This window comes from Ralstonia mannitolilytica (genome assembly GCF_000954135.1).
GTDB lineage: Bacteria > Pseudomonadota > Gammaproteobacteria > Burkholderiales > Burkholderiaceae > Ralstonia > Ralstonia mannitolilytica.
On the sequence record NZ_CP010799.1, the window covers coordinates 583218 to 603640 of the forward strand.

The 20423-nt window shown below is 65.2% G+C and carries 25 protein-coding genes; 9 read left to right on the plus strand and 16 right to left on the minus strand.

Features of this window, described 5'->3' with window-relative positions; all coding sequences use genetic code 11:
* Positions 1–2 precede the first annotated feature (2 nt).
* Complete coding sequence (locus TK49_RS02840; protein WP_045785356.1) at positions 3–1295, minus strand: MFS transporter; 1293 nt, start codon at positions 1293–1295, stop codon at positions 3–5.
* A 168-nt stretch (positions 1296–1463) separates the two neighbouring features.
* Positions 1464–2348 (minus strand): LysR family transcriptional regulator, encoded by an 885-nt coding sequence (locus TK49_RS02845; RefSeq protein WP_045785357.1) that lies wholly within the window; start codon positions 2346–2348, stop codon positions 1464–1466.
* Between the two features lie 114 nt (positions 2349–2462).
* On the opposite strand from TK49_RS02845, the gene argC reads away from it, so the two are divergent.
* Together argC and TK49_RS02855 are read left to right on the plus strand one after the other, a co-directional pair.
* Complete coding sequence (gene argC / locus TK49_RS02850) at positions 2463–3395, plus strand: N-acetyl-gamma-glutamyl-phosphate reductase (protein ID WP_045785358.1); 933 nt, start codon at positions 2463–2465, stop codon at positions 3393–3395.
* 138 nt (positions 3396–3533) lie between these two features.
* The gene (locus tag TK49_RS02855) at positions 3534–4370 is read left to right on the plus strand and encodes a bifunctional allantoicase/(S)-ureidoglycine aminohydrolase (protein ID WP_027678748.1); all 837 of its coding nucleotides are present in this window, start codon (positions 3534–3536) and stop codon (positions 4368–4370) included.
* An 86-nt stretch (positions 4371–4456) separates the two neighbouring features.
* Here the strand turns inward: TK49_RS02855 and tam are convergent, their stop codons facing one another.
* Positions 4457–5236 carry a trans-aconitate 2-methyltransferase gene (tam, locus tag TK49_RS02860; RefSeq protein WP_045785359.1) on the minus strand — a complete coding sequence of 260 codons (780 nt, stop codon included), beginning with the start codon at positions 5234–5236 and terminating at the stop codon, positions 4457–4459.
* Positions 5237–5337: 101 nt separating this feature from the next.
* Between tam and TK49_RS02865 the strand changes: the two genes are divergently transcribed.
* Positions 5338–6234, plus strand: a complete 897-nt coding sequence (locus TK49_RS02865; protein WP_045785360.1) for a LysR family transcriptional regulator — start codon at positions 5338–5340, stop codon at positions 6232–6234.
* Positions 6235–6287: 53 nt separating this feature from the next.
* Here the strand turns inward: TK49_RS02865 and TK49_RS02870 are convergent, their stop codons facing one another.
* Both TK49_RS02870 and TK49_RS02875 read right to left on the minus strand, forming a co-directional pair.
* The gene (locus TK49_RS02870; RefSeq protein WP_045787713.1) at positions 6288–6596 is read right to left on the minus strand and encodes a hypothetical protein; all 309 of its coding nucleotides are present in this window, start codon (positions 6594–6596) and stop codon (positions 6288–6290) included.
* 217 nt (positions 6597–6813) lie between these two features.
* Complete coding sequence (locus tag TK49_RS02875; RefSeq protein ID WP_045785361.1) at positions 6814–7935, minus strand: nickel/cobalt efflux protein RcnA; 1122 nt, start codon at positions 7933–7935, stop codon at positions 6814–6816.
* A gap of 96 nt (positions 7936–8031) precedes the next feature.
* Between TK49_RS02875 and TK49_RS02880 the strand changes: the two genes are divergently transcribed.
* Entirely contained in the window at positions 8032–8304 is a 273-nt protein-coding gene (locus TK49_RS02880) for a metal/formaldehyde-sensitive transcriptional repressor (RefSeq protein WP_027678743.1), read from the plus strand.
* A gap of 370 nt (positions 8305–8674) precedes the next feature.
* The gene (locus TK49_RS02890; RefSeq protein WP_045785363.1) at positions 8675–9538 is read left to right on the plus strand and encodes a DMT family transporter; all 864 of its coding nucleotides are present in this window, start codon (positions 8675–8677) and stop codon (positions 9536–9538) included.
* A gap of 70 nt (positions 9539–9608) precedes the next feature.
* Here the strand turns inward: TK49_RS02890 and TK49_RS02895 are convergent, their stop codons facing one another.
* The 5 genes from TK49_RS02895 to TK49_RS02915 all read right to left on the minus strand — a co-directional run bounded on the left by TK49_RS02895 (position 9609) and on the right by TK49_RS02915 (position 13617).
* Complete coding sequence (locus TK49_RS02895) at positions 9609–9998, minus strand: hypothetical protein (RefSeq protein WP_045785364.1); 390 nt, start codon at positions 9996–9998, stop codon at positions 9609–9611.
* Between the two features lie 73 nt (positions 9999–10071).
* Entirely contained in the window at positions 10072–11382 is a 1311-nt protein-coding gene (locus tag TK49_RS02900; protein ID WP_045785365.1) for an NAD(P)/FAD-dependent oxidoreductase, read from the minus strand.
* Entirely contained in the window at positions 11379–12140 is a 762-nt protein-coding gene (locus TK49_RS02905; RefSeq protein ID WP_045785366.1) for an amino acid ABC transporter ATP-binding protein, read from the minus strand. The genes TK49_RS02900 and TK49_RS02905 overlap by 4 nt, the downstream gene beginning before the upstream one ends.
* Positions 12141–12142: 2 nt before the next feature.
* Positions 12143–12814 (minus strand): ectoine/hydroxyectoine ABC transporter permease subunit EhuD, encoded by a 672-nt coding sequence (gene ehuD / locus TK49_RS02910; protein ID WP_045785367.1) that lies wholly within the window; start codon positions 12812–12814, stop codon positions 12143–12145.
* A gap of 20 nt (positions 12815–12834) precedes the next feature.
* Complete coding sequence (locus tag TK49_RS02915) at positions 12835–13617, minus strand: ABC transporter substrate-binding protein (RefSeq protein ID WP_082062826.1); 783 nt, start codon at positions 13615–13617, stop codon at positions 12835–12837.
* A 194-nt stretch (positions 13618–13811) separates the two neighbouring features.
* Here TK49_RS02915 and TK49_RS02920 point away from each other — a divergent pair, with 194 nt between their 5' ends.
* The 3 genes from TK49_RS02920 (at position 13812) to TK49_RS02930 (ending at position 15436) form a co-directional block, all read left to right on the plus strand.
* Positions 13812–14600 carry an IclR family transcriptional regulator gene (locus tag TK49_RS02920; protein ID WP_045785368.1) on the plus strand — a complete coding sequence of 263 codons (789 nt, stop codon included), beginning with the start codon at positions 13812–13814 and terminating at the stop codon, positions 14598–14600.
* Positions 14601–14667: 67 nt separating this feature from the next.
* On the plus strand, positions 14668–15108 hold the full coding sequence (locus TK49_RS02925; protein ID WP_045785369.1) for an acyl-CoA thioesterase: 441 nt from the start codon (positions 14668–14670) through the stop codon (positions 15106–15108).
* A gap of 109 nt (positions 15109–15217) precedes the next feature.
* Positions 15218–15436, plus strand: a complete 219-nt coding sequence (locus tag TK49_RS02930; protein WP_045785370.1) for a hypothetical protein — start codon at positions 15218–15220, stop codon at positions 15434–15436.
* A gap of 64 nt (positions 15437–15500) precedes the next feature.
* Here TK49_RS02930 and TK49_RS02935 read toward each other — a convergent pair whose 3' ends face one another.
* From TK49_RS02935 to TK49_RS25190, 4 genes are all read right to left on the minus strand, one after another.
* On the minus strand, positions 15501–16100 hold the full coding sequence (locus tag TK49_RS02935) for a hypothetical protein (protein WP_045785371.1): 600 nt from the start codon (positions 16098–16100) through the stop codon (positions 15501–15503).
* A gap of 24 nt (positions 16101–16124) precedes the next feature.
* Entirely contained in the window at positions 16125–16430 is a 306-nt protein-coding gene (locus TK49_RS02940) for a hypothetical protein (RefSeq protein WP_045785372.1), read from the minus strand.
* Between the two features lie 28 nt (positions 16431–16458).
* Positions 16459–16764 carry a hypothetical protein gene (locus TK49_RS02945; RefSeq protein ID WP_045785373.1) on the minus strand — a complete coding sequence of 102 codons (306 nt, stop codon included), beginning with the start codon at positions 16762–16764 and terminating at the stop codon, positions 16459–16461.
* A 183-nt stretch (positions 16765–16947) separates the two neighbouring features.
* Positions 16948–17145, minus strand: coding sequence for a hypothetical protein (locus TK49_RS25190; protein ID WP_240479899.1), 198 nt, complete (start codon positions 17143–17145; stop codon positions 16948–16950).
* 477 nt (positions 17146–17622) lie between these two features.
* Here TK49_RS25190 and TK49_RS02950 point away from each other — a divergent pair, with 477 nt between their 5' ends.
* Positions 17623–17907, plus strand: a complete 285-nt coding sequence (locus TK49_RS02950) for a hypothetical protein (protein WP_045785374.1) — start codon at positions 17623–17625, stop codon at positions 17905–17907.
* 60 nt (positions 17908–17967) lie between these two features.
* Here TK49_RS02950 and TK49_RS02955 read toward each other — a convergent pair whose 3' ends face one another.
* Both TK49_RS02955 and TK49_RS02960 read right to left on the minus strand, forming a co-directional pair.
* On the minus strand, positions 17968–18855 hold the full coding sequence (locus tag TK49_RS02955) for a LysR family transcriptional regulator (RefSeq protein ID WP_045785375.1): 888 nt from the start codon (positions 18853–18855) through the stop codon (positions 17968–17970).
* Positions 18856–18913: 58 nt separating this feature from the next.
* Positions 18914–20338: a coniferyl aldehyde dehydrogenase gene (locus TK49_RS02960; protein ID WP_240479900.1), complete on the minus strand. Its 1425-nt coding sequence runs from the start codon at positions 20336–20338 to the stop codon at positions 18914–18916.
* Positions 20339–20423 lie beyond the last annotated feature (85 nt).

The following is a 20423-nucleotide window of genomic DNA, read 5'->3' on the forward strand; positions in this document are numbered from 1 at the left end:
GCTCAGGCCTTCTCCGCCTGCGGGGCTTGCGGCACCGGCTGCGGCGCAGACGGGCCGGCCGGCGCCGCCAGCGACGGATCGCCGCGCTCGTCGGAGCCCTTCACCTGGCTGATCCAGAACACGCAGAACAGGCCGGCCGCCACCGCCAGCCAGCCGTTCAATCCGTAACCCTCGATGTGGCCCGCCGCGCCATTGCTGAGCAGCAGGCCGCCCAGCCACGCACCCACGCCCGTGCCCACCGACATCACGGCGCTGTTGGCCGACAGGAACGCACCGCGCACCTGCGGGTTCGGCACCGTCGTCATCAGCGCCTGCATCGGCACCATGCGGCTGGACAGCACAACCATGAAGCATGGGAAGAACAGCAGCATGCCAACGAAGGGCCAGTCGGGCAGATGTGTCATCACCAGCACGGGAATGCAGGCAAGCAGCGTGGCCGCCACGAACACGCGGCGCCGGCCGTAGCGGTCGGCCAGCTTGCCGACCGCGCGCGACGTGAAGAACGACGCCGCACCACCCGCCACGTACAGCCACGACAGATCCTGCGGCGCCACGCCATGGTTGGCCACCAGCACCGGCGAGATGAACGGGATCACCAGCATGTGCGAGCCCATCATCACGAAGGTCAGCACGAACGCGCGCAGATGGCCCGGATTGGTCAGCAGGCGCCACAGGTTGACGAGGACATCGCCGAACGTCTGGCTGCGCTTGTCGGCGAGGTGTCCGGCCAGCGGCGGAACGGTCTGACGCGCGCCGAGCCAGATCAGCACCGTGAGCGCCGTCAGCAGGAAGAACGGCGCCGACCAGCCGAAGTGCGCGCCAATCGCAATGCCCACGGGCACGCCCGCCATGGCTGCCAGCGCAAACGACGACATCACCACGCCCGTGGCCGCGCCGCGCCGCGCGGGCGGAATCACGTCGGAGAGCACGGCCAGGATGATCGACCCGAGCACGCCGCCCGTGACGCCCGCAAACGCGCGTGCAAACAGCAGCATGGCGTAGTTGCCGGACAGCGCGCACGCCAGGTTGGCGAGCGTGAACAGGCCATAGACCGTCAGCAGCAGGCGTCGCCGGTCGAAGCGGTCGATGTACGTGGCGGCCAGCAGGCCGGAAGCGCCCGAGCACAGCGAATACACCGACACGGCCGTGGCGAACGCCGCCGGGCCGATGCCAAACGTATGCATGATCTGCGGACCAAGCGGCATCATCACCATGAAATCCATGATGACGGTGAACTGCGTGAGCGCGAGCAGCCAGAGCAGCCGGCGCTCGCGGGAGGCATCAAGTAGAGGCATGAGGGCGAAGAAAGAAAGGGAGGAGGCGGCGCGCGCGGCTCGGAATGGGCAGCCAGGCGCGCCGGGCTGTGTCGAAAAACATATCGTACGATAGTTGTCACGACACAAGAAGTCAAACTTTATTCATCGGATTCTCCGCCTCGTCACGGTGCCAAGGCGCGCAATGCGCTATTTCGCGCGCAGCATCCAAAGCACGTCGAGCACATGCTGGGTCGATCGCTCGACGTGGCCGGCCCGGTGCGCGATGCCAAGTTCGCGCCACAACGCAGGCCGCAGCGGCCGCATGGTGATGCGCACATCCGACGGTGCGGCGGACGCCTCGTGCGGGAGCAGTGTGGCGCCATAACCGGCGGCGACCAGGCTCTTGATGGCGTCGTTGTAGTTGAGCTGGATGCGCGGCACGGGGTGATAACCGTCCGTGGCGAACCACTCGGTCGTCTGGCGTGACAGACGCGTGGTGGCGTCGTTGAGGATCAACGGCTGCGCGCTCAGCCAAGCCGGCGTGATGCGCGCGGGGCTCGTCCAGTGCGCCGGCAGGAACGCCATCACCGGATCGCGCCGCCATGGCTTGATGGCGAGCCCCGCGACCTGCGATTGCGGCAGTGCCACGAGGCCAATGTCGAGCGCGCCATCGGCGAGCCTCGCCAGCGTTTCCTGCGACGTGAGCACCGCCACCTGCACGTCGATGCCGGGGTGGTCTTGCCGCAGCACCTCCAGCGCCTGCGGCAGCAAGTGGGCGATGGCGCCGGTGGACGCGCCCAGCCGTACGCGCCCGCTCAGTCCCTGCACCTGGCGTTGGATGTCGTCCAGCGCCTGCTCGGCATCGGCCAGCAGCTTGCGGGCGCGCTCCACCATCACCTCGCCGATGGCGGTGGGCTGCACCTGCCCGCGCTTGCGAGAGAGCAACTGCGCGCCCACGCGATCTTCCAGTTCGGCAATGTGCAGGCTGACGGTGGGCGCCGCCAGATGCAGCGCCCGCGCCGCGTCGGCAAACGAACCGCGCTGGGCAACTTCGACGAGCGTGCGCAGGCGGTCCAGGCTGATCTCTCGCATGATTCAGAAAAGCTGAATGTGACGGTTGTGAAATTCAACTTTTCATATTCTAGGTCGCGCTCGAAGATGGAGGCTCGCATTCATCACCATCTTCTTTCCCTGGGAGCGCCCGCCATGTCCACGCCCCTCGTCTTCATCGACGGCGACCAAGGCACCACCGGCCTGCAAATCCACGAGCGTCTGCGCGGCCGGGTCGAGCGGCAAGACCTGAAACTGCTGACGCTTCCCGCCGACGCCCGCAAAGACGCGCAACGCCGTGCCGAGGCCATCAACGCCTGCGATATCGCCATCCTGTGCTTGCCCGATGCGGCCGCGCGCGAGGCGGTCGCGGCCATCGTCAACCCGCGCGTGCGCGTGATCGACGCCAGCTCTGCGCATCGCACCACGCCGGGCTGGGTCTACGGCTTTCCGGAGATGAGCGAAGGGCAAGCTCAATGTGTTGCGGGCGCCTCGCGCGTGACCAACCCGGGCTGCTACCCGACCGGCGCGATCGGGCTGCTGCGCCCGCTCGTGCAGGCGGGCCTTCTGCCGGCGGATTACCCGATCAGCATTCATGCCGTGTCCGGCTATTCGGGGGGTGGCCGCACCGCGGTGGAAACGTACGAGGGGCCCGAGGCAGCAAACGCCCTGCCGTTCCAGGTGTACGGGCTGGGTCTGGCGCACAAGCACACGCCCGAGATCCAACTGCACGCCGGACTCACGCAGCGGCCGATGTTCGTCCCGGCCTACGGCGCGTATCGCCAGGGCATTGTGCTGACGGTGCCGCTGGAGCTGCGTCTGCTCAACGCCGACGTTGATGCGACCGCGCTGCACGCATGTCTGGCTGACCACTACGCCGGCGCGCAGCATGTGGACGTGATGCCGCTGCAGGCGCCGTCCGCCTTGCCGCATCTCGACCCGCAGGCGCTCAACGGCACCAACGACATGCGGCTGGGCGTGTTCGCCAACGACCACGGCCAGGTCCTGCTCACGGCGGTGTTCGACAACCTCGGCAAGGGTGCATCCGGCGCAGCGGTTCAGAACCTCGATCTGATGCTGGGGCGGTAGTGGCAAATCGAATGGAAGTTATCGGAACATTTAATTGGTCGATTGTGGGCGACTTCGCTATCGTCAACGCCGCCCGCGTACGAACCGCCTGTTGCTGTTTGCGCCCGGGGCCGGACCAACCCATTGCCTGAATGCAACATGTCTAAGACCACGTATTACGCGCCGCATGGCGGCCATCCGCCCCAGACGGATCTGCTGACCGATCGCGCGATGTTCACCGAGGCGTACGCGGTGATCCCCAAGGGGGTGATGCGCGACATCGTCACGAGCTGGCTGCCGTTCTGGACCCAGACGCGCCTGTGGGTGATCGCCCGCCCGCTGTCGGGTTTTGCCGAGACCTTCTCGCAGTACATCGTTGAAGTGAACCCGGGCGGCGGCAGCGACAAGCCCGAGCAGGACAAGAACGCCGAAGCCGTACTGTTCGTCGTTGAAGGCGAAGCCGAGCTGACGCTGCAGGGCAAAAAGCACACGCTCACGCCGGGCGGCTACGCGTTCATCCCGCCGGGTGCCGACTGGACGCTGCACAACGTGAGCGATGCCGCGGTGCGCTTCCACTGGATCCGCAAGCACTACCAGGTCGTCGATGGCATTCCCCTGCCGGAAGCCTTCGTGACGAACGAGCAGGACGTCGAGCCGATCCCGATGCCGGGCACCAACGGCGCGTGGGTGACGACGCGCTTTGTCGACATGAGCGACATGCGCCACGACATGCACGTCAACATCGTCACGTTCGAGCCGGGCGGCGTGATTCCGTTTGCCGAAACCCACGTGATGGAACACGGCCTGTACGTGCTCGAAGGCAAGGCCGTCTATCGCCTCAATCAGGACTGGGTCGAAGTGGAAGCCGGCGACTTCATGTGGCTGCGCGCGTTCTGTCCGCAGGCCTGCTATTCGGGTGGCCCTGGCCGCTTCCGTTACCTGCTGTACAAGGATGTGAACCGTCACATGAACCTGACCCTGAACCCGTCGCGTTAAGCGACGCAGAGGTCGGATAAAAAAGCCCGCCGGTATTTGCCGTCGGGCTTTTTTTCATGGCGGCGCTTCTGCTTCTGCGATTGCGCCTACTTGCGCGTCGCCACGATGAAGAGACGCGGAAACGGCAGCAGCACCGTGCCATCGTCGAGTGCCGGATAGGCCTGGGCAATCGCGTCGCGATAGCGTGCGAGGAAGACGGGCCGTTCGGCTTCGTTCAACGCCGCGAGGAAGGGTCGCAGGCCGGTTCCCTTCAGCCATTCCACCACCGCATCCGCGCCACCCCGCAGAGGGTGGTAATACGTGGTGCGCCATACGTCCACCCGACTGCACAGCGGTGACAGCATGGCGTAGTAGCGGCGTGGGTCAAACCGTTCCGTGCGTTCGACGCCCTTGAGCTTGCCGGCCCACGGGCCGTCGGCAGCCACCTCGCGCATCAGGCGGTGCGTCGGCTCATCCAGGTTGTCGGGCATCTGCACCGCAAGGTGGCCGCCCTGCGTCAGTTTGCCGATCAATTTCGGGAACAGCGTGCCGTGATCGGGCAACCATTGCAGCACGGCGTTCGCCAGGATCAGATCGAACGGTTCGGGCGGGTTCCACGTCGCAACGTCGGCGATCTCAAAATCCACGTGCGGCAGGCGCTTGCGCGCGGCCTCGATCATGTCGGCCGAAGTATCGAACCCGCGGACGGCCGCGCCGGGCGCGCGCGCCATCAGTGCCTCGGTGGAATTGCCTGGCCCGCAGCCGATGTCGACGGCGCTGCGGATGGCCGTTTGCGGCACGGCGGCCAGCAAGTCCCGGGCAGGCCGCGTGCGTTCTTCTTCAAACCGGACGTACTGATCTGCGCTCCAATCGTGCTGCGTGGTCATGGTGGTTCTCCTTGCCGGGGTTGCGATCGAACACGGGCATTCTGTGGCGCGGCGGAAGATCAGTAAAATGAATTCATTGCTGGAATTCATTCATTTATCTAATGAAAATCGATACGCTGGGCGTGCAGGCATTCGTGGCGATTGCGGAGAGCGGCAGCTTTACGCAAGCCGCCGATACGCTCCACGTGACGCAGACCGCCATCACGCAGCGCCTGCGCAAGCTGGAGGCGTTTCTTGGCGTGGCGCTGGTGGAGCGCACCACGCGCCGGACCGAGCTGACGGAAATCGGTCAGCGCTTTTTGCCGCAGGCGCGCCGGCTGCTCAATGAGTTGTCCGATGCGCTCACGGAGATTCGCGAGACCGGCCTGAGCCAGCGCGGCGACATCACCATCGCCTGCGTGCCGACGGTGGGCGTGCACTACCTCCCGCGTATCCTGCGCGCGTTCTCCGAGCACCGCCCGCACGATCGCGTGAAGATTCTCGACCATGCCTCGGCGTCCGTGCTGCAGGCGGTGCTGCGTCGTGAGGCCGAGTTCGGTATCAGCATTGCAGGCGACCAGCATCCGGAACTCGTGAGCGTGCCGCTGACGAGCGATCCGTACGTCCTCGTCTGCCGCGACGATCATCCGCTCGCCAAGCGGCGCCGCATCCGATGGCAGGCCTTGCAGCCGCACCCGCTCATCTTTGCCGGCGAGGTCAGCGGCAACCGCAGCCTGCTCGACGGCGCACTCAAGGCGAGCGGCGTGACGCTGCATTCGTTCTATGAAGTGCAGCGCAGTTCAACGGCGCTCGGGCTGGTGGCCGAAGGCCTGGGCGCAGCGGTGGTGCCGCGGTTGGCGATGCAGAAGAACGCGTATCCGATGATTCGTACGGTGGAGCTGGTCGAGCCCGAAGTGTCGCGCACCCTGGTGCTCGTCACGCGCAAGGCAGCGCAGTTGTCGCCTGCAGCGCGTGCCCTGTATGACCGGATCGTCGACGGGGCAACCTCGGTGAAGTGAGGCTCGCGTGGAGGGCCGCGCTTACACGGTCCCTCTCACGCCATGCCGGCCCGTCACGCGCGAGCGCCGTCCGTGCTGCCCGGGTAGCTCGTATCGCCGCGCCATGCGAGCACGTCGTGTGCGCTGGTCTGACGATCCGCGCCTTGCGCATACGGATCGAAGCGATCGTACTTCCACGACAGATAGCCATAGGTGTCGGCCTGGCGGTCAGCACCTTGCGTGAACGGGTCCGTTTTGTCGACGGCGCCTTGCGTGTACGGGTCGTACTTGGCCTGCGCGGCTGAAGCCGGTTGGGCGATGAACAGCGCGGTGGAAGCGGAAAGCGTGGCAAGCAAGGCCAGGGTAAGGCGGCGGGTGTGCATGATGAACTCCTCGTGCGGTGAACGTGCCGCCGGAGGCGGCATCCATTGGATCGCTAGCGGCGCGTGGCCGCCCGGATCCCACAGGTTGGTCGCGGTGCGCATGCAAACCTGACACTGCATCGACGAAGAACATGCTGCACCAGCCTCAGCCTGTACCTGCAGATACGCAGGCCATGCGGCAATGGATGCAGCCTTGTCACACCAAACGCAGACGTTGCTACGGCAGTTGCAGCACCCCATGCACGCCCTGCCAGCCCACGTACAACCCCACGAGCGCAATCAGCACGCCTGACAGGTACGGCGCCTTGCGTGCAAATTCACCAAAGCCGCCCCAGCGCCGGGAGACGTGCTTCACGCTCAGCGCCGCCAGCGCGCCCGAGGCCACCAGCGTGAGCGCCAGCCCGATGCTGAAGCACAGCACCAGCGCCGCGCCCAAGGTGATCTTCTTGAGCTGCAGGCACAACAGCAGCACGGTGATCGACGCCGGGCAAGGAATCAGCCCGCCCGTGAGCCCGAACACGATGATCTGGCCGGTGGTGACTTCACGGTTGGTGAAGCGGCGGCGGATGTCGTTGGCGTGCGCGCGTTCGTGGGCGTCCTGGTATTCGGCAGATGAAACATCGAGGCCGCCATGGCTGTGATCATGGTCGTGATCATGCTCGGAGAACGTGACGTCGTAGTCATGCCGATGGTGTTCGTGCCCGAGCGACAGGCGCGCTACGAAAGCATGCGGCTCGGGAACGACGTGCTCCGATTCGAGAAAACCGTCGCGCTGGACGAAGCCGAAGGTTTGCCGACTGCCGTCGGGCCGCTCGGTGACGACCCGCACCTCCTCGGCTGACCATGCGGTGCCGCGCGTGCCCTCGCGTGTCAGCCGGAAGCGCGGCGGCACGCCATCTTCGAAGATGGCGAGTTGCACGACGCCATGGCCGGTGTCGATGCGTTGGATGTCGTCATGGCTGTGATCGTGGTGATGATAATCGTGGTCGTGCGCCGCGTGCGTGCTGCGCCAGGTGCGCCACATCATCCACGCTGCCACGGCCACGATCAGCACGGCCGACACCATCTGAAAATATGGCTCGGTGGTTTCTGCGTTCCAGTTGCGGCCGAAGTACAGGCCCGCCATGGCCACCGCCCACACCACCGCCGTATGCGACACCGTGGCCGACAACCCCAGCAACACCGCCTGCGTGAGCGTGCCGCGGATCGCGACGATGAACGCCGCCATCATCGTCTTGGAATGCCCAGGCTCCAGGCCATGCAGCGCACCGAGCAGGATCGCACTGGGAACGAACAGCCAGGCGTTGCCTTGCTGCAGCAGGGTGGTGAACGCGGTCATGGGGAGGGCAGTGAAATCGGGTAGGCGAAATATACTCCCCCCCAGTATAGTGATGCTACCCTCCCGCGTCGTTCACCTCACCTCGATACCCGACCCATGGCTCATACCATCCGCGACAAAGCCAAGCTGCTGGCGCGCGTGCGGCGCATCCAGGGGCAGGCCGCTGCGCTGGAAAAACAACTCGCCGACGAGGGCGATTGCACCGCCGTCCTGCAGCAGATTGCGGCGATTCGCGGGGCGGTCAACGGACTGATGGCAGCGGTCATCGAGGGCCACCTGACCGATCACGTCGTGAAGGAGCCTGCCGAGGCGCAACGCCAGGAAGACCTCGATGCGGTGATGCAGGTGATCAAGTCGTACCTGAAGTAACCGTAACGCGCCGCCCTTGCGCCCAGCGCGCGATCCCGATAGTCTGCTCAGACGCCATCGGCCAATTCCGATTTATCGCCTCTCTGATTCTCTGAATCTTCGTCTTCATGTCCCGACTTCACGCCACCCTCCTCGCCGCCGGCCATCGCGCCCGCGTGGATGACGTGTGCGTGCAGCCCGGGCCCTTCCCGCCTCCTGACGTCTCCTGGGGCTACGACGCGGTCGCTGCACAGCCGCCGCCTCCGCCCGCTCTCGGCTGATTCCCAGCCGCTTCGTTTCCGGTTGACCTGAACCAGGCTCGGGCACACGCCCGAGGCAGGCGCTTGCCTGCGCGCCGGAACCAGACATCTCTTTTCGACAGGTGAGTGGAATGCGTTCCATGCAAGCCGCGCTGGCAGGGTCCGGCGCGACGGTTCTATTCGTGCTGCTGTGGAGCAGCGGTGCAATCTTTGCGGAGATCGGGGTGCAGCATGTCCCGGCGTTCGCGTTTCTGGTCGGGCGCTTTACGCTCGCGTCTTTGGTGTTGGCGGGCCTCGGCCTGCGGCGCGGGCGGTGGTGGCCGGCGCCGGGTTCGCGGCTGAAGGTGGCCGCCATCGGTGCCTTGCTGACCGGCGGCTATTCGATCTGCTATCTGCTCGCGCTGGACCGCGGCCTCACGCCCGGGCTGTTGGCCACGGTGCTCGGCGTGCAGCCGCTGCTGACGCTGCTCGTGACTGAACGTACCCGGTCCGCACCGCGGATGGCCGGCCTCCTCCTCGCGCTGGGCGGCCTTTCGCTGGTGGTGGGTGGCGCCGATGCGCACCAGGTGCCGATGGCCGGTCTCGGCTATGCGCTGGCCGCGCTGTTGTGCATGACGGTCGGCGCCATCGGGCAGAAGCGGCTGAACCAGTCGCCCATCGATACGCTGCCGTTGCAGAACGCGGTGAGCCTCGTGCTGTGTGCGGCGTTTGCTTTCGCGCTGCCTGCGCAATCGCTGGCCTTCACGCCGAGCGTGCCTGGTATCGCCGCCTTGCTGTGGATGGGCGTGGTGATGTCGGTGGGAGCGCAGTTGCTGTTCTACCGGCTCATGCAGCGCGGCAATCTCGTCAACGTGACGAGCCTGTTCTATCTCGTGCCCGTGGTGACGGCGCTGCTGGATGACCTTGTGCTCGGCCATCGCCTGGCGCTCCTCGCGATGGCGGGGATGGCGATGATTCTGCTGGGGTTGGCGGTGGCGTTTCGGGCGGCCCGCTGAGTGCAGCCGGTGGGCGAGCCGCCGGATCGGGCGGCTCGCCCGCGCTACAGACTGCCCGGTGGCCGATGCCTTACTGCGCCAGCCGCCGCAACTTCCATTCGCCGCTGGGCTGCTTGCAGAGCCACGCCGTCCACTGCTCCTTGCTGCTGCCGCGCGTCAGTTCGCTCTGCAGACGGCGGCACGGCTGGCCGGCGTCGGTCCTGGATTCCAGCGGTGTGATGGTCGCGTCGACGGCAGGTTGCTTGCCTGTGGCGGGCGAAGTCCATTGCGTAGGCGCGTTGTCGGCGCTGCTCTTCAGCACATCGCCGATGGCCTTGGTGAACGACTTCAACTCCGTCGGGCTCATCGAGCCGATGATGGTGCTGGCTAACACGTTGCGGAAATAGGCGAACGACGGCGTGGCGCCAGCAAACAGCGCGGCGCCCGCACAAGCGAGCGCAAGACGGCGGCGATGCGACATGGGTCCCCCAGGATGTGACGAAAAGGAGCCTTCATCCTAGACCATGCCGCCCCGGCCTGGGGTGTTGCTGTACTCAGCCGCCCAGCTTGTCGAGCAGGCTGTACCAGGCCACGCCCGCCGCAATGTAGAAGCGCTGCAGGCCATGCAGCGGGATCGGCGTGATGGGCGATACGGGGTACGGAAACGCCTCGCCACTGCCCGCCAGCCGTGCGGCAATGTGCTGGCCGAGGCTCGTACACAACGCGATGCCGCGCCCGTTGCAGCCCAGCGCCATCGTGATGCCCGGCGCCGGCTCATGAATGTGCGGCATGAAATCGCGCGTGATGGCGATGCGGCCCGCCCAGCGGTATTCGTATTCCAGCGGGCCGAGTTGTGGAAAGAGCAGCTCCAGTGAGCGTTCGAGGTGTGCAAAATCCTGCGCGTCGCGCGGCTCGGAAAAGAAGCCGCGTCCACCCATCAGCAGGCGCCCGGCTGCGTCTTTGCGGAAATACAGCAGCAGCCGTTGCGATGTGGAAGCCGTTTCCCCGCGCGCCAGAATGCGCTCGGCTTCAGCCGTCTTGAGCGGCCTGGTGGCGACGATGAAGCTGTTGGCAGAGAGCACCGTCTGCGCCAGGCCCGGCCAGAGCGGGCCGGTGTAGCCGTTCGTGGCGATCACCGCGCGCTGTGCCCGCACCGTTGCGCCCGTGCTGGTCGTGGCGATCCACTGCGTGCCCTGTCGCTCGAGTGCCGTGACGGCGGTGCGCCCATGCACGGCGGCACCGGCATTCTGCGCGGCACGCACCAGGCCGCGTGCATACGCCATCGGCTGGATGGCGCCTGCGCGGCCGTCGAGCCACGCGCCGGCAAATGCCTCGGTGCCCACACGTTGCGCGACGGCGGCGCGGTCCAGCATTTCCACCGGCACGCCGCGCTTTTCCCATTGCCGTGCGCGGGCGTGCAGCGCGGGTACGGCCTTGTCCGAATAGGAAAGCTGCAGCCACCCGGCACGCACGGGCTGGCAGTCGATGCGATGCCGCTCGATCAGATCGAACACCAGGTCGGCGGAGCGCGAGATGGTGTCGATCAACGGTTCGGCACGGGCGGCGCCCAGCAGGCTCACCAGTTCATCGGGGTCGTGCTTGAGCGTCGGGTTGACCTGTCCGCCGTTGCGCCCGGAAGCGCCCCAGCCCGGATCGTTGGCTTCGAGCACGGTGACCTGCGTGCCGCGTTCGGCCAGATGCAGCGCGGTGGACAGCCCCGTGTAACCGCCACCGATGACGAGCACATCGGTGGTGATCGATTCCGTCAACGGCGGTGTAGGCGGTGCAGCAGGCGCGGTCGCTGCCCATAGCGAGGGCGGCAGCGGCTCGCCGCCCGCAGCCATGTCGAGTTGCGGCTGCGTCATGGCGCGAGGTCTCCGGCGGGAACATCGGCGGGTTTGTGCAGCACGCGGCGCAGAAAGTCCTGCGTGCGCGGCTGGCGCGGAGCGCCAAGCACCTGCGCGGCTGGGCCTTCTTCGACGATGGTGCCGCTGTGCAAAAAGCACACGCGGTCCGCCACCTCTCGCGCAAAGCCCATCTCATGCGTGACGACGATCATCGTCATGCCTTCGCGGGCGAGTGCGCGCATCACCTCCAGCACATCGCCGACGAGTTCGGGGTCGAGCGCAGAGGTGGGCTCGTCAAACAGCATCGCCTCGGGCTCCATCGCCAGCGCGCGGGCAATCGCCACGCGCTGCTGCTGGCCGCCGGAAAGCTGCGCCGGATACGCCTCTGCCTTGGCGGCCAGGCCCACTTTTTCCAGCAGCGCCATCGCCTTGGCGCGCGCAGTTTCGGGACGTTCGCCCTTCACGTAGACGGGGCCTTCCATCACGTTTTCGAGCACGCTGCGATGCGGGAACAGGTTGAAGCGCTGGAACACCATGCCCATGCGGCTGCGCAGTGTGTGGATGGTTTTGCTGTGTTGATCGACGCGTTCGCCAAAGGCGCGGATCTCGCCGCCGTCGTACGACTCCAGCCCGTTGATGCAGCGCAGGACGGTCGACTTGCCCGAGCCCGACGGGCCGATCAGACAGACGACCTCGCCCTTGTTCACGTGCAGGCTCACGCCGCGCAGCACGTGATGGTCGCCAAAGTGCTTCTGCAGATCGCGGATTTCGATCATGCTCATCGTTTGGCCCTCCCCGCGCCCATGCGGTGTTCGAGCTTGCGCAGGCCGAACACCAGCGGCAGGCTCATCACCAGATACAGCAGCGCGACCAGCGTGTAGACCGTCATGTTCTGGAACGTGGACGAGGCGATGAGCTGCCCCGCGCGCGTCATTTCCGCCACCGTGATGGTGGACACCAGCGACGAATCCTTGAGCATCATCACCAGCGTGTTGCCGTACGGCGGCAGCGCAATGCGAAACGCCTGCGGCAGGATCACGCGCCGCATGATGAGCGTGCCGCGCATGCCCATGGCCTGCGCAGCTTCACGCTGGCCGGGGTCGACCGCTTCGATGCCGGCGCGGAAGTTCTCGGCCTGATACGCCGAATACGCAATGCCCAGCCCAATCACGCCTGCCTGAAAAGCGGAGAGCTGAATGCCGATGTCCGGCAACACGAAGTAGATGTAGAAGAGCTGCACGATGATCGGCAGCCCGCGGATGATGTTGACGATCGTCGCCCCGGCCGCAGACACGGCCTTGACGGGCGACAGGCGCATCAGCGCGAGCCCCAGCCCGATCACGCTGCTAAGCAGGAACGACAGCACGGTCACCTCCACCGTGACCACCGCCCCCTTCAGCAGGATTGGCAGGAAGTCCTGCGCGTGCTCAAGAAACGTTGCAACACTCATGGCGCATCACCCGTCGGGAATCAGATGCCCCACTTCTTCACGATGGCATCCAGCGTGCCGTCGGCCTTGATCTTGGCGATGGCCTTGTTGAGGCGGTTGAGCGTTTCGGTATCGCCCTTGCGCACCACCAGGCATACATCGCCCACGTTGGCGGGTTTGTAGCCGGCAGCCAGCTTCACGCCCTGGAAGGCGTTCTGGCGGATCTGGTACGCAATGATCGGCTGGTCGCCCAGACCGGCCTTGATGCGGCCCAGCGCCAGGTCGCGCGTCATGTCAGCCACGGAGTCGTAGCTGCGCACTTCCTTGAAGATGCCCTTCTTGTTAAGCATGTCGAGGAACACCGTGCCGACCTGCGCGCCCACGACTTCGCCTTTCAGATCATCAAGCGTGGCGTAGTTCTTGGCGTCGTCCGCCTTGACGATCAGGCCTTCGCCGTACGAGTAGACCGGGTCGGAAAAATCCACCACCTGCGCGCGCGCCGGCGTCTTGAGCATCGCCGCCGAGATGATGTCGATCTTGTTCGACGTGAGCGATGGAATCAGCGCCGAGAACACGGTCTGCTGCACGTTCACGTTGAAGCCGCCCGCCTTGGCCACCGCGTTGACGGTGTCAACCATCATCCCCTGGATGGAGTTCGTCTTCACGTCGAGGAAGGTGAACGGCACGCCGGTGGCCGTGGCGCCGACGTTGTAGGTGGCCGGTGCGCCTGCACCTTGTGCCCACGCGAACGAAGCGGTGCCGAGCATGCACCCGACCAGTGCGGCACCGAGCGTGAAGCGGCGTGAAAAAGAGACGACAGACATGACAACCCTCCAGGCAACGAAAAAAGACGCACCCCAAACGCACATCCACGGGGACCGGTTCACCTTCATGCAATGCTTATGCCAATATTCGAACGTGCTGCATCGATACATAACTATGGAAAACCATTAATCGATGCATGCGAATCGATATGCGATTCTATGAGCGCTGATTTGCCAACCGAAAGCCACATGCCATGACCGACGCTGCCGACGCGCCCGACCTGCTGTTCAACCAGTCGCTGGAGAAAGGGCTTGCCGTGCTGGGCGCCTTCAACGCGCAGCGCCGCACCATGACGATTGCCGAAGTGGCCGCGGCGGCGGGCATCAACAAAAGCTCGGCGCAGCGCATGGTCTACACGCTCGAGCAGCTCGGCTACCTGCGCAAGCATCCGCAGACGCGGCGCTACCAGCTCACCCCCGCAGTGATGAAAATCGGCTTCAACTACCTGGCCGCCGACACGTTGATCGACGTGGCCAATCCGTTCCTGGCCGAGCTGACCAAGCTGACCACCGAAACGTCCTGCCTGACCGAGCCCGACCAGGACGAGATGGTGTACGTCGCCCGCTTTGTGAGCGCGCATTTCGTGCCGGTGCACATGCCCATCGGCAGCCGCATCCCGATGTACTGCACCGCGTCGGGCCGCGCCTACCTGAGCGCGTTGCCGATGCCCGAAGCGCAGGCCATCGTCGAGGCATCGCAGCGCGTGGCGCACACCATGCACACGCGCACTGACGTGGCGGACATCATGGAAACGCTGCGCCAGGCGCGCCAGCGCGGCTACGCCACCAACTGCGAAGAACTGTTCCTCGGCGACATGACGATCGCCGCGCCGGTGATCGGCGGCAACGGCCGCGCGCTCGGGGCCATCCATCTCGTTGCCCCGACCGGGCGATGGACGCCCGACGAGATGGAGGCCAAGCTCGGCCCCGCCCTGCTGCAGTGCGCGCGCGCCATCAGCACGTCATTGCGCGCGCTGGGCTGACTGGGGTTCTGCGCCGGCGCGCAAAGCCCGGCACAATGCACGCACCGCCGCCCCACCGCTCATCACGATGACGCTCCCATCGCTCAACGACTTTCCGCTGCAGTCCACCGACAAGCTCCGCTACGGCGACACCGACCGCCAGGGCCACATCAACAACGCCGTCTTCGCCACGTACCTGGAGACCGGCCGGGTGGAAATGCTCTTCACGCCCGACAACCCACTGGCCGCGCCCGGCTGCGAGTTCGTCATCGCGCAGCTTGTGCTGGACTTCCGCAACGAGATCCTCTGGCCCGGCACCGTGCAGATCGGCACACGCGTGGCGAGCATCGGGCGCAGCTCCGTCAAGCTCGAGCAGGCCATCTTCCAGAACGGGCAATGCGCCGCGACATCGCAATCGGTGATCGTGCAGATCGACGTGGCGACGCGCCAGTCGAGTCCGATTACCGACAGCGCCCGTCAGCGCCTGGCTGCGCTCACCGGCGCCCCTGCCGGCGCCGAAGCGGAGTGATGCGCGGCGTACGCAAACGAATGCCCGCAGAAAATTTTTAACTTTGCTTGCACTTGCGCCCCTCGCCGGGAGCAAGATGGCTCTCCCGTTCAATCACGCGGAGGTGACCATGGGACTGTTGGATGAAGTGGGCAAAATCGCCGGCGCCGTCGCCGCCGTTGAAGCCGCCGAGAAAGTCGATCCGGATGCCGGCCTGCTGACCAAGGCCGTCGCCGCCGTCGCCGGTTTCAAGGGCGCGGGCGCGCTGGAAGAGATGCTCGAAAAGAAGGACGAAGCCAAGGCCGAAGGCGAGGCCGCTCCGGAAGATGGGGCAGCGCCGCAGGCTTGATTGCTTGCAGGCTCAAAAGGATTTGGGGGACCCCGCCCGTTGGCGGGGTTTTTGTTTTGTGGTGCTACTCGGCCGATGGCCACATGCCCGTCACCCTGTATTGGTACGCGTCGGAAAACTGGGGTATCTCCAAAAGCTCTTCCAGAACGTCGCTGAGCGTTGTGTCCTGCTGCCTGAGCATGTGCAGCGTGCCAGCGGCATAAATCAACGCCTCCTTGCGCATCGACGGAATCGTTTCCTTCAGCAATTCAAACGCTGATGCCGGTGCTGCGCCCTTTGCATAGAGCCTGCACAGTATTTCGATGGCGTTGCCCTGCGTCCAGTCGTACTCGCCGCGGATAACACTCAGCAGGGTAGGAACGGCAGGTGCGCCGAAGTGGTAGAAAACCTCGAAGATGGCGAACTGACGTGCGGTTAGCCAAGCACCAAGTCCAGCGAATTGAGGTGCCAGTGCGTCAGGTGGCGTATGTTCACTGCGCAGTAGACCAACGAGCGTGTCGATCGTATTGCTGCCGAGTACCAAGGCGGCCGCCGCAGCCCGTCGCTGGAATTCCTCACGGTTATGGAAGGCCGCCGCCACGTGCCGAACATGGTTGTTCTCCGGTGCTTCGGCCGTTGTCGTAACCCGCTTGAGGGGCAACATTGTCCAAATGGTCTTCAACATCGTGCCGCGTCGGTGGGATGAACTTTAGGTGATGCGCCGGTATCCGGCTTGGCGCAATGCGTCCTCAAGCCAATCACTGGCGCGAATACCGCAGTAGACGTTCTTGACGAAGAACAGGCCTGTGGCAGCTACGGTCACTTCCGGTGTTGCATTTCGGTCCAGCGTCACCAGGAGTGCGGCAATAGCGTCGACGCCGGCTAGTCGCCCCCCTTGCGCGATCAAGCCTTCCGAGAAAGCCCAGAGCGTGCCAAACACCAGCGCCGACCAATGGAAGCCGGTTCTGACCTTGCGCTCCGGGAGGATTGGGTGAGTGAAGGTATGTGTATGCAAGGTCGTTGGGGGTGCCGAGTGAGAACGCTTACGCGGTGGCGGTGGTATTGCTGCCCTGCCGAAAATAAGCGCGGGCTGATGCCCGTTGCAGGATGAATGCGAGGGCTGCAAAGACAGCCAGTCGCGCGACCAGCACGCCAATCGCTTGGATATAGAAGAACGACACCAGCGACACCAACACACTCAGCAGCAGAAAACCAAGGCATACCTTGCAACCCCATCCTTGTCCTTTCAGGATGCCGACGCCCGACGCGATTGCGAGCAGATTTGTCAGCACCCCGAGACCGATCAACGTCCAGTTCGCTTCCGCATGGACACCCAGCGATTCCAGCATTTGCCAGCTACGCAGTGAATTCACCGTAGAGATTAGGGAGGCCACTGCGCTGAAGAGCAGAAGCCAGCTAACGACAGTTAGGGAAATAGGTCGCTTCATGCGTATGCGATCGAGTGGAAGAGGTTTGAACGATTGAAATGCTGGCGAAAACCGCACACATTCTCCGAGGCTGGGTTTGCAAAATCAATCGCCCTCAGTGGGGGCTTCATAGTCCAGTGGCGACGAATCATCCAGTTTGTAAATTGGCTGCTGTACGGGCACGACACACAGCTCGTGGTATTCACGCAGGGTTTTTGTATTGATGAGACCGGCGCGATGCAAATCGGATGCTGTGCTGTAAATAGCCTCAGATGCGTCGCTCTTGAATCGCGTTTTAGTCATTCCAATCTCCATAGGCCAGCCGAGCAGAAATCGGACATGAACTTAGCCGCTCCTGTAGACGGTCACTATAGGAATCGGCCTCGACTGGACGCTTTGGGGCTCCACAGTTGGACTTCGGCACCTATAATCCCCACCGTCACCGCACCAACGGTGACCGGGTTTCGCAGCCCGTCCACGCTCACCACAGACGGACAGCCGCCTTTTCGCGCGGCGTTTTTATGTCCGGTGCTTGCGCACGCCTATGCTTTTTTGCGGCGGGCCGGGCAGGGAGACCTTCGGGTCTGCCGGTTTCCTGTGGTGGCCGGTCTGCGAACCCTGTCGTCAGGCCCGCCACCCTCGTTTCGCAGCGAATGGCGGGTCTCCTGCAATCACCACAGGAGGCCACATGGCTACCGCACTCAGCGGGCATCGCCCCGCGTCTTACCCTTCCCCACCGCCTTTGCGCTGCAGGCTTCCCACGCAATCGGGAGGTGCCGCATGTCTTTGACCAGCAACCGTCTGTACCTGAGCGGTGCGATCTCGGCGCGCGCGTTTCTGTGCCGCACGCGCGCTGACATGCAGACCCATGGCCAGCGGCGGCTGGGCATGCTGCGCGAGCAGCTCACGTACTTCTCGGAACACGCGTATCCGCAGGCCTTCGTGAAGGGCTTTATCGATGCCATCGACGCGTATCTGTCGATGTCGCTCGGGGGGAGCGACGTGGATCCGCGCACGTGGGAGGTGTTGGCCGCCATCGAGCGACGGCAGATCACCGCCGCATAACAACGGATGGACGTATCCCCGGGGCGGGCCGGGGATGCCAGATAGGCAGCCGACCGCAGATCAAGCTGCGCGCTTGCGCTCCAGCGCGCTCTGCCGCATAGAAAATCCGTCTCGAATACAGTGCGCCAGCGCTTGTGTTGCCTGGCTCGCACCTTGCGCCGGCAACAGCAGGCTGATCGCAAACATCGGCAGTTCCGGCAGGCCGGCTTCGGGCCCGAGGATGTCCAAGTCCGCAGGCACCGTCGGCGTCAGCCATGCCGTGACGGCCAGCCCGGTGCGCACCGTGGCGGTGGTCGCTTCAATGTTGCCGCTCTCGAACACCGTGCGCCATTCGATGCCGTGCTCGCCCAGCGCCTTGAGCACGCGGGCGCGGAAGGCGCAGCTTTCGTCCACCATCGACAGCGGCAGCGGGCGCTTCGCATGCACGTTGCCGCCCCGCGGGCCGACCCACACCAGCCGCTCCACGCACAGGCATTCACCCGTGGCTTCGTCCACCGGCGCTTCGACCACGGCGACGTCCAGCTCGCCGCGCGCAATGCTCTCCGCCAGTTCGGGCGAGGTGCCGCAGACGATGGTCAATTCCACCGACGGCCACGCTTCGGTAAACGCCTTGAAGATCGGCGGGAAAACGGTGCCGACCAGGTCGTAAGGCACGCCCAGGCGCACCGGCCCCTGCAGCGGGCGCGCCGCCATGTCGGCCCAGATTTCATCGTTGAGGGCGAGCAGGCGTTTGGCGCGGCCGAGGAACCGTTCACCCGCGTGGGTGAGTTCGAGCCGCCGGCCGTCGCGCTCGAACAGGCGGCATTCGAAGGCGTCTTCGAGCCGCTTGATCTGCTGGCTGATGGCACCCTGCGTGAGGTGCAGCGCGTTGGCCGCCACCGTCATGCTGGCGTTTTCCGCCACGGCAATGAAGGTGCGGACGAGGGTGATGTCGAGGTTCTTGGCCATCGCTGCATTCTAGAAGCTAATGCTTGGCTGCTAAAACCTCATCGTTGCTAATGAATTGTCAGCGTACAAGCAGCTTCATCATCGTCTCGAACGTCTTCCCGTACGGCGCGCGGAACAGGCCCAGCCCGTTCAGCCGGGCCTGCTTGAACACCGGCTTCATCTTCGAGAACCGCTCGAACCCGTGGATGCCGTGGTACGCGCCCATGCCGCTGGCGCCCACGCCGCCAAAGGGCAGGTCGTCCTGCGCCACGTGCAGCAGGGTTTCGTTGATGCAGACGCCGCCGGCGATGGTGCTGCTCATTACGCGGTCGATGGTGCTGTTGCTGCGCTCGAACACGTACAGCGCGAGCGGGCGCGGGCGCGCGTTGATGTAGTCGATGGCCTCGTCCAGCGTGCGATAGGGCACCAGGGGCAGCAGCGGGCCGAAGATCTCTTCCTGCATGACGCGCATGTCGTCGGTGCCGCCGGTGATGAGCGCGGGCGGGAACAGGCGCGTAGCGTCGTTGGGCGCAACATTGGTGAGCGGCAGCACTTGCGCGCCCTGCTCGCGGGCCTCGTCGGCCAGGCTGGCCATGCGCTGGAAGTGGCGCGGGCTGATGAGCGTCGTGTAATCGCGGTTGCGCGCCATGTCGGGGTACATCTTGCCGACCAGCTTGCGTGCGGCATCGATGAAGCGCTGTTCGGTGCCCGCGGGCAGTAGCACGTAGTCGGGCGCCACGCAGGTCTGGCCGGCGTTGAGCAGCTTGCCCACCAGCGTGCGCTCCACCGCGCGGTCAAAGTCCGCATCCGGCCCGATCAGCGTGGGCGATTTGCCGCCCAGCTCGAGCGTCACGGGCGTGAGGTTGTCGGCGGCGGCGCGCATGACGTGATGGCCGACGTTGGTGGAGCCGGTGAACAGCAGGTGGTCGAACGGCAGCCGCGAGAAGGCCTCGGCAACGGCCGCATCGCCATTGATGACGCGCACTTCATCGGCGGCAAAGCTGCGCTCGACCAGGTCGGCAAACAGGGCGGAAAAGCGCGGCGTGTATTCCGAGAGCTTGACCATCGCCCGGTTGCCCGCGGCCAGTGCGGAGACCAGCGGCCCGATGGTCAGATAGATCGGGTAGTTCCACGGCACGACGATGCCCGCCACGCCCAGCGGCTGCGGAATCAGCCGCGTGCTGGCCGGCCGGAACCACAGACTCACGCCGCGTCGCTGCACGCGCATCCAGCGCTTGCCATGCGACAGCGCGTGCTTGATGCCGTCCACGCTCGGGAAGATCTCCAGCAACTCGGTTTCCTGCCGCGAGCGATTGCCGAAATCTGCGCTGACCGCCTGGGCGATGGCCTCGCGGTTGTCCATGACAAGGCGCTTGAGGCGCATCAGCCGATCCCGGCGCACGGGCCAGGTGGGCAGCATGTCGGCCTGGTGGGAGGCGCGCATGGCCTCGAAGGTCTGCTGCATGCGCAGCATATGCGGGGCGGGCAGGTCGGCAGGTTGCATGGGAGGCTCCTGGCAAGGTCGGCGGATCGGTGCAATTGCAAAGCAGTATGGTCGCCACGCGCGCGTGCGACGGGCTGATACGCGC

Excerpts from the sequence above, each read along its gene's own strand:
- TK49_RS02840 (WP_045785356.1), bottom strand. The coding sequence starts at position 1,295 with ATGCCTCTACTTGATGCCTCCCGCGAGCGCCGGCTGCTCTGGCTGCTC.
- TK49_RS02845 (WP_045785357.1), bottom strand. The coding sequence starts at position 2,348 with ATGCGAGAGATCAGCCTGGACCGCCTGCGCACGCTCGTCGAAGTTGCC.
- argC (WP_045785358.1), top strand. The coding sequence starts at position 2,463 with ATGTCCACGCCCCTCGTCTTCATCGACGGCGACCAAGGCACCACCGGC.
- TK49_RS02855 (WP_027678748.1), top strand. The coding sequence starts at position 3,534 with ATGTCTAAGACCACGTATTACGCGCCGCATGGCGGCCATCCGCCCCAG.
- tam (WP_045785359.1), bottom strand. The coding sequence starts at position 5,236 with ATGACCACGCAGCACGATTGGAGCGCAGATCAGTACGTCCGGTTTGAA.
- TK49_RS02865 (WP_045785360.1), top strand. The coding sequence starts at position 5,338 with ATGAAAATCGATACGCTGGGCGTGCAGGCATTCGTGGCGATTGCGGAG.
- TK49_RS02870 (WP_045787713.1), bottom strand. The coding sequence starts at position 6,596 with ATGCACACCCGCCGCCTTACCCTGGCCTTGCTTGCCACGCTTTCCGCT.
- TK49_RS02875 (WP_045785361.1), bottom strand. The coding sequence starts at position 7,935 with ATGACCGCGTTCACCACCCTGCTGCAGCAAGGCAACGCCTGGCTGTTC.
- TK49_RS02880 (WP_027678743.1), top strand. The coding sequence starts at position 8,032 with ATGGCTCATACCATCCGCGACAAAGCCAAGCTGCTGGCGCGCGTGCGG.
- TK49_RS02890 (WP_045785363.1), top strand. The coding sequence starts at position 8,675 with ATGCGTTCCATGCAAGCCGCGCTGGCAGGGTCCGGCGCGACGGTTCTA.
- TK49_RS02895 (WP_045785364.1), bottom strand. The coding sequence starts at position 9,998 with ATGTCGCATCGCCGCCGTCTTGCGCTCGCTTGTGCGGGCGCCGCGCTG.
- TK49_RS02900 (WP_045785365.1), bottom strand. The coding sequence starts at position 11,382 with ATGACGCAGCCGCAACTCGACATGGCTGCGGGCGGCGAGCCGCTGCCG.
- TK49_RS02905 (WP_045785366.1), bottom strand. The coding sequence starts at position 12,140 with ATGATCGAAATCCGCGATCTGCAGAAGCACTTTGGCGACCATCACGTG.
- ehuD (WP_045785367.1), bottom strand. The coding sequence starts at position 12,814 with ATGAGTGTTGCAACGTTTCTTGAGCACGCGCAGGACTTCCTGCCAATC.
- TK49_RS02915 (WP_082062826.1), bottom strand. The coding sequence starts at position 13,617 with ATGTCTGTCGTCTCTTTTTCACGCCGCTTCACGCTCGGTGCCGCACTG.
- TK49_RS02920 (WP_045785368.1), top strand. The coding sequence starts at position 13,812 with ATGACCGACGCTGCCGACGCGCCCGACCTGCTGTTCAACCAGTCGCTG.
- TK49_RS02925 (WP_045785369.1), top strand. The coding sequence starts at position 14,668 with ATGACGCTCCCATCGCTCAACGACTTTCCGCTGCAGTCCACCGACAAG.
- TK49_RS02930 (WP_045785370.1), top strand. The coding sequence starts at position 15,218 with ATGGGACTGTTGGATGAAGTGGGCAAAATCGCCGGCGCCGTCGCCGCC.
- TK49_RS02935 (WP_045785371.1), bottom strand. The coding sequence starts at position 16,100 with ATGTTGAAGACCATTTGGACAATGTTGCCCCTCAAGCGGGTTACGACA.
- TK49_RS02945 (WP_045785373.1), bottom strand. The coding sequence starts at position 16,764 with ATGCTGGAATCGCTGGGTGTCCATGCGGAAGCGAACTGGACGTTGATC.
- TK49_RS25190 (WP_240479899.1), bottom strand. The coding sequence starts at position 17,145 with ATGACTAAAACGCGATTCAAGAGCGACGCATCTGAGGCTATTTACAGC.
- TK49_RS02950 (WP_045785374.1), top strand. The coding sequence starts at position 17,623 with ATGTCTTTGACCAGCAACCGTCTGTACCTGAGCGGTGCGATCTCGGCG.
- TK49_RS02955 (WP_045785375.1), bottom strand. The coding sequence starts at position 18,855 with ATGGCCAAGAACCTCGACATCACCCTCGTCCGCACCTTCATTGCCGTG.
- TK49_RS02960 (WP_240479900.1), bottom strand. The coding sequence starts at position 20,338 with ATGCAACCTGCCGACCTGCCCGCCCCGCATATGCTGCGCATGCAGCAG.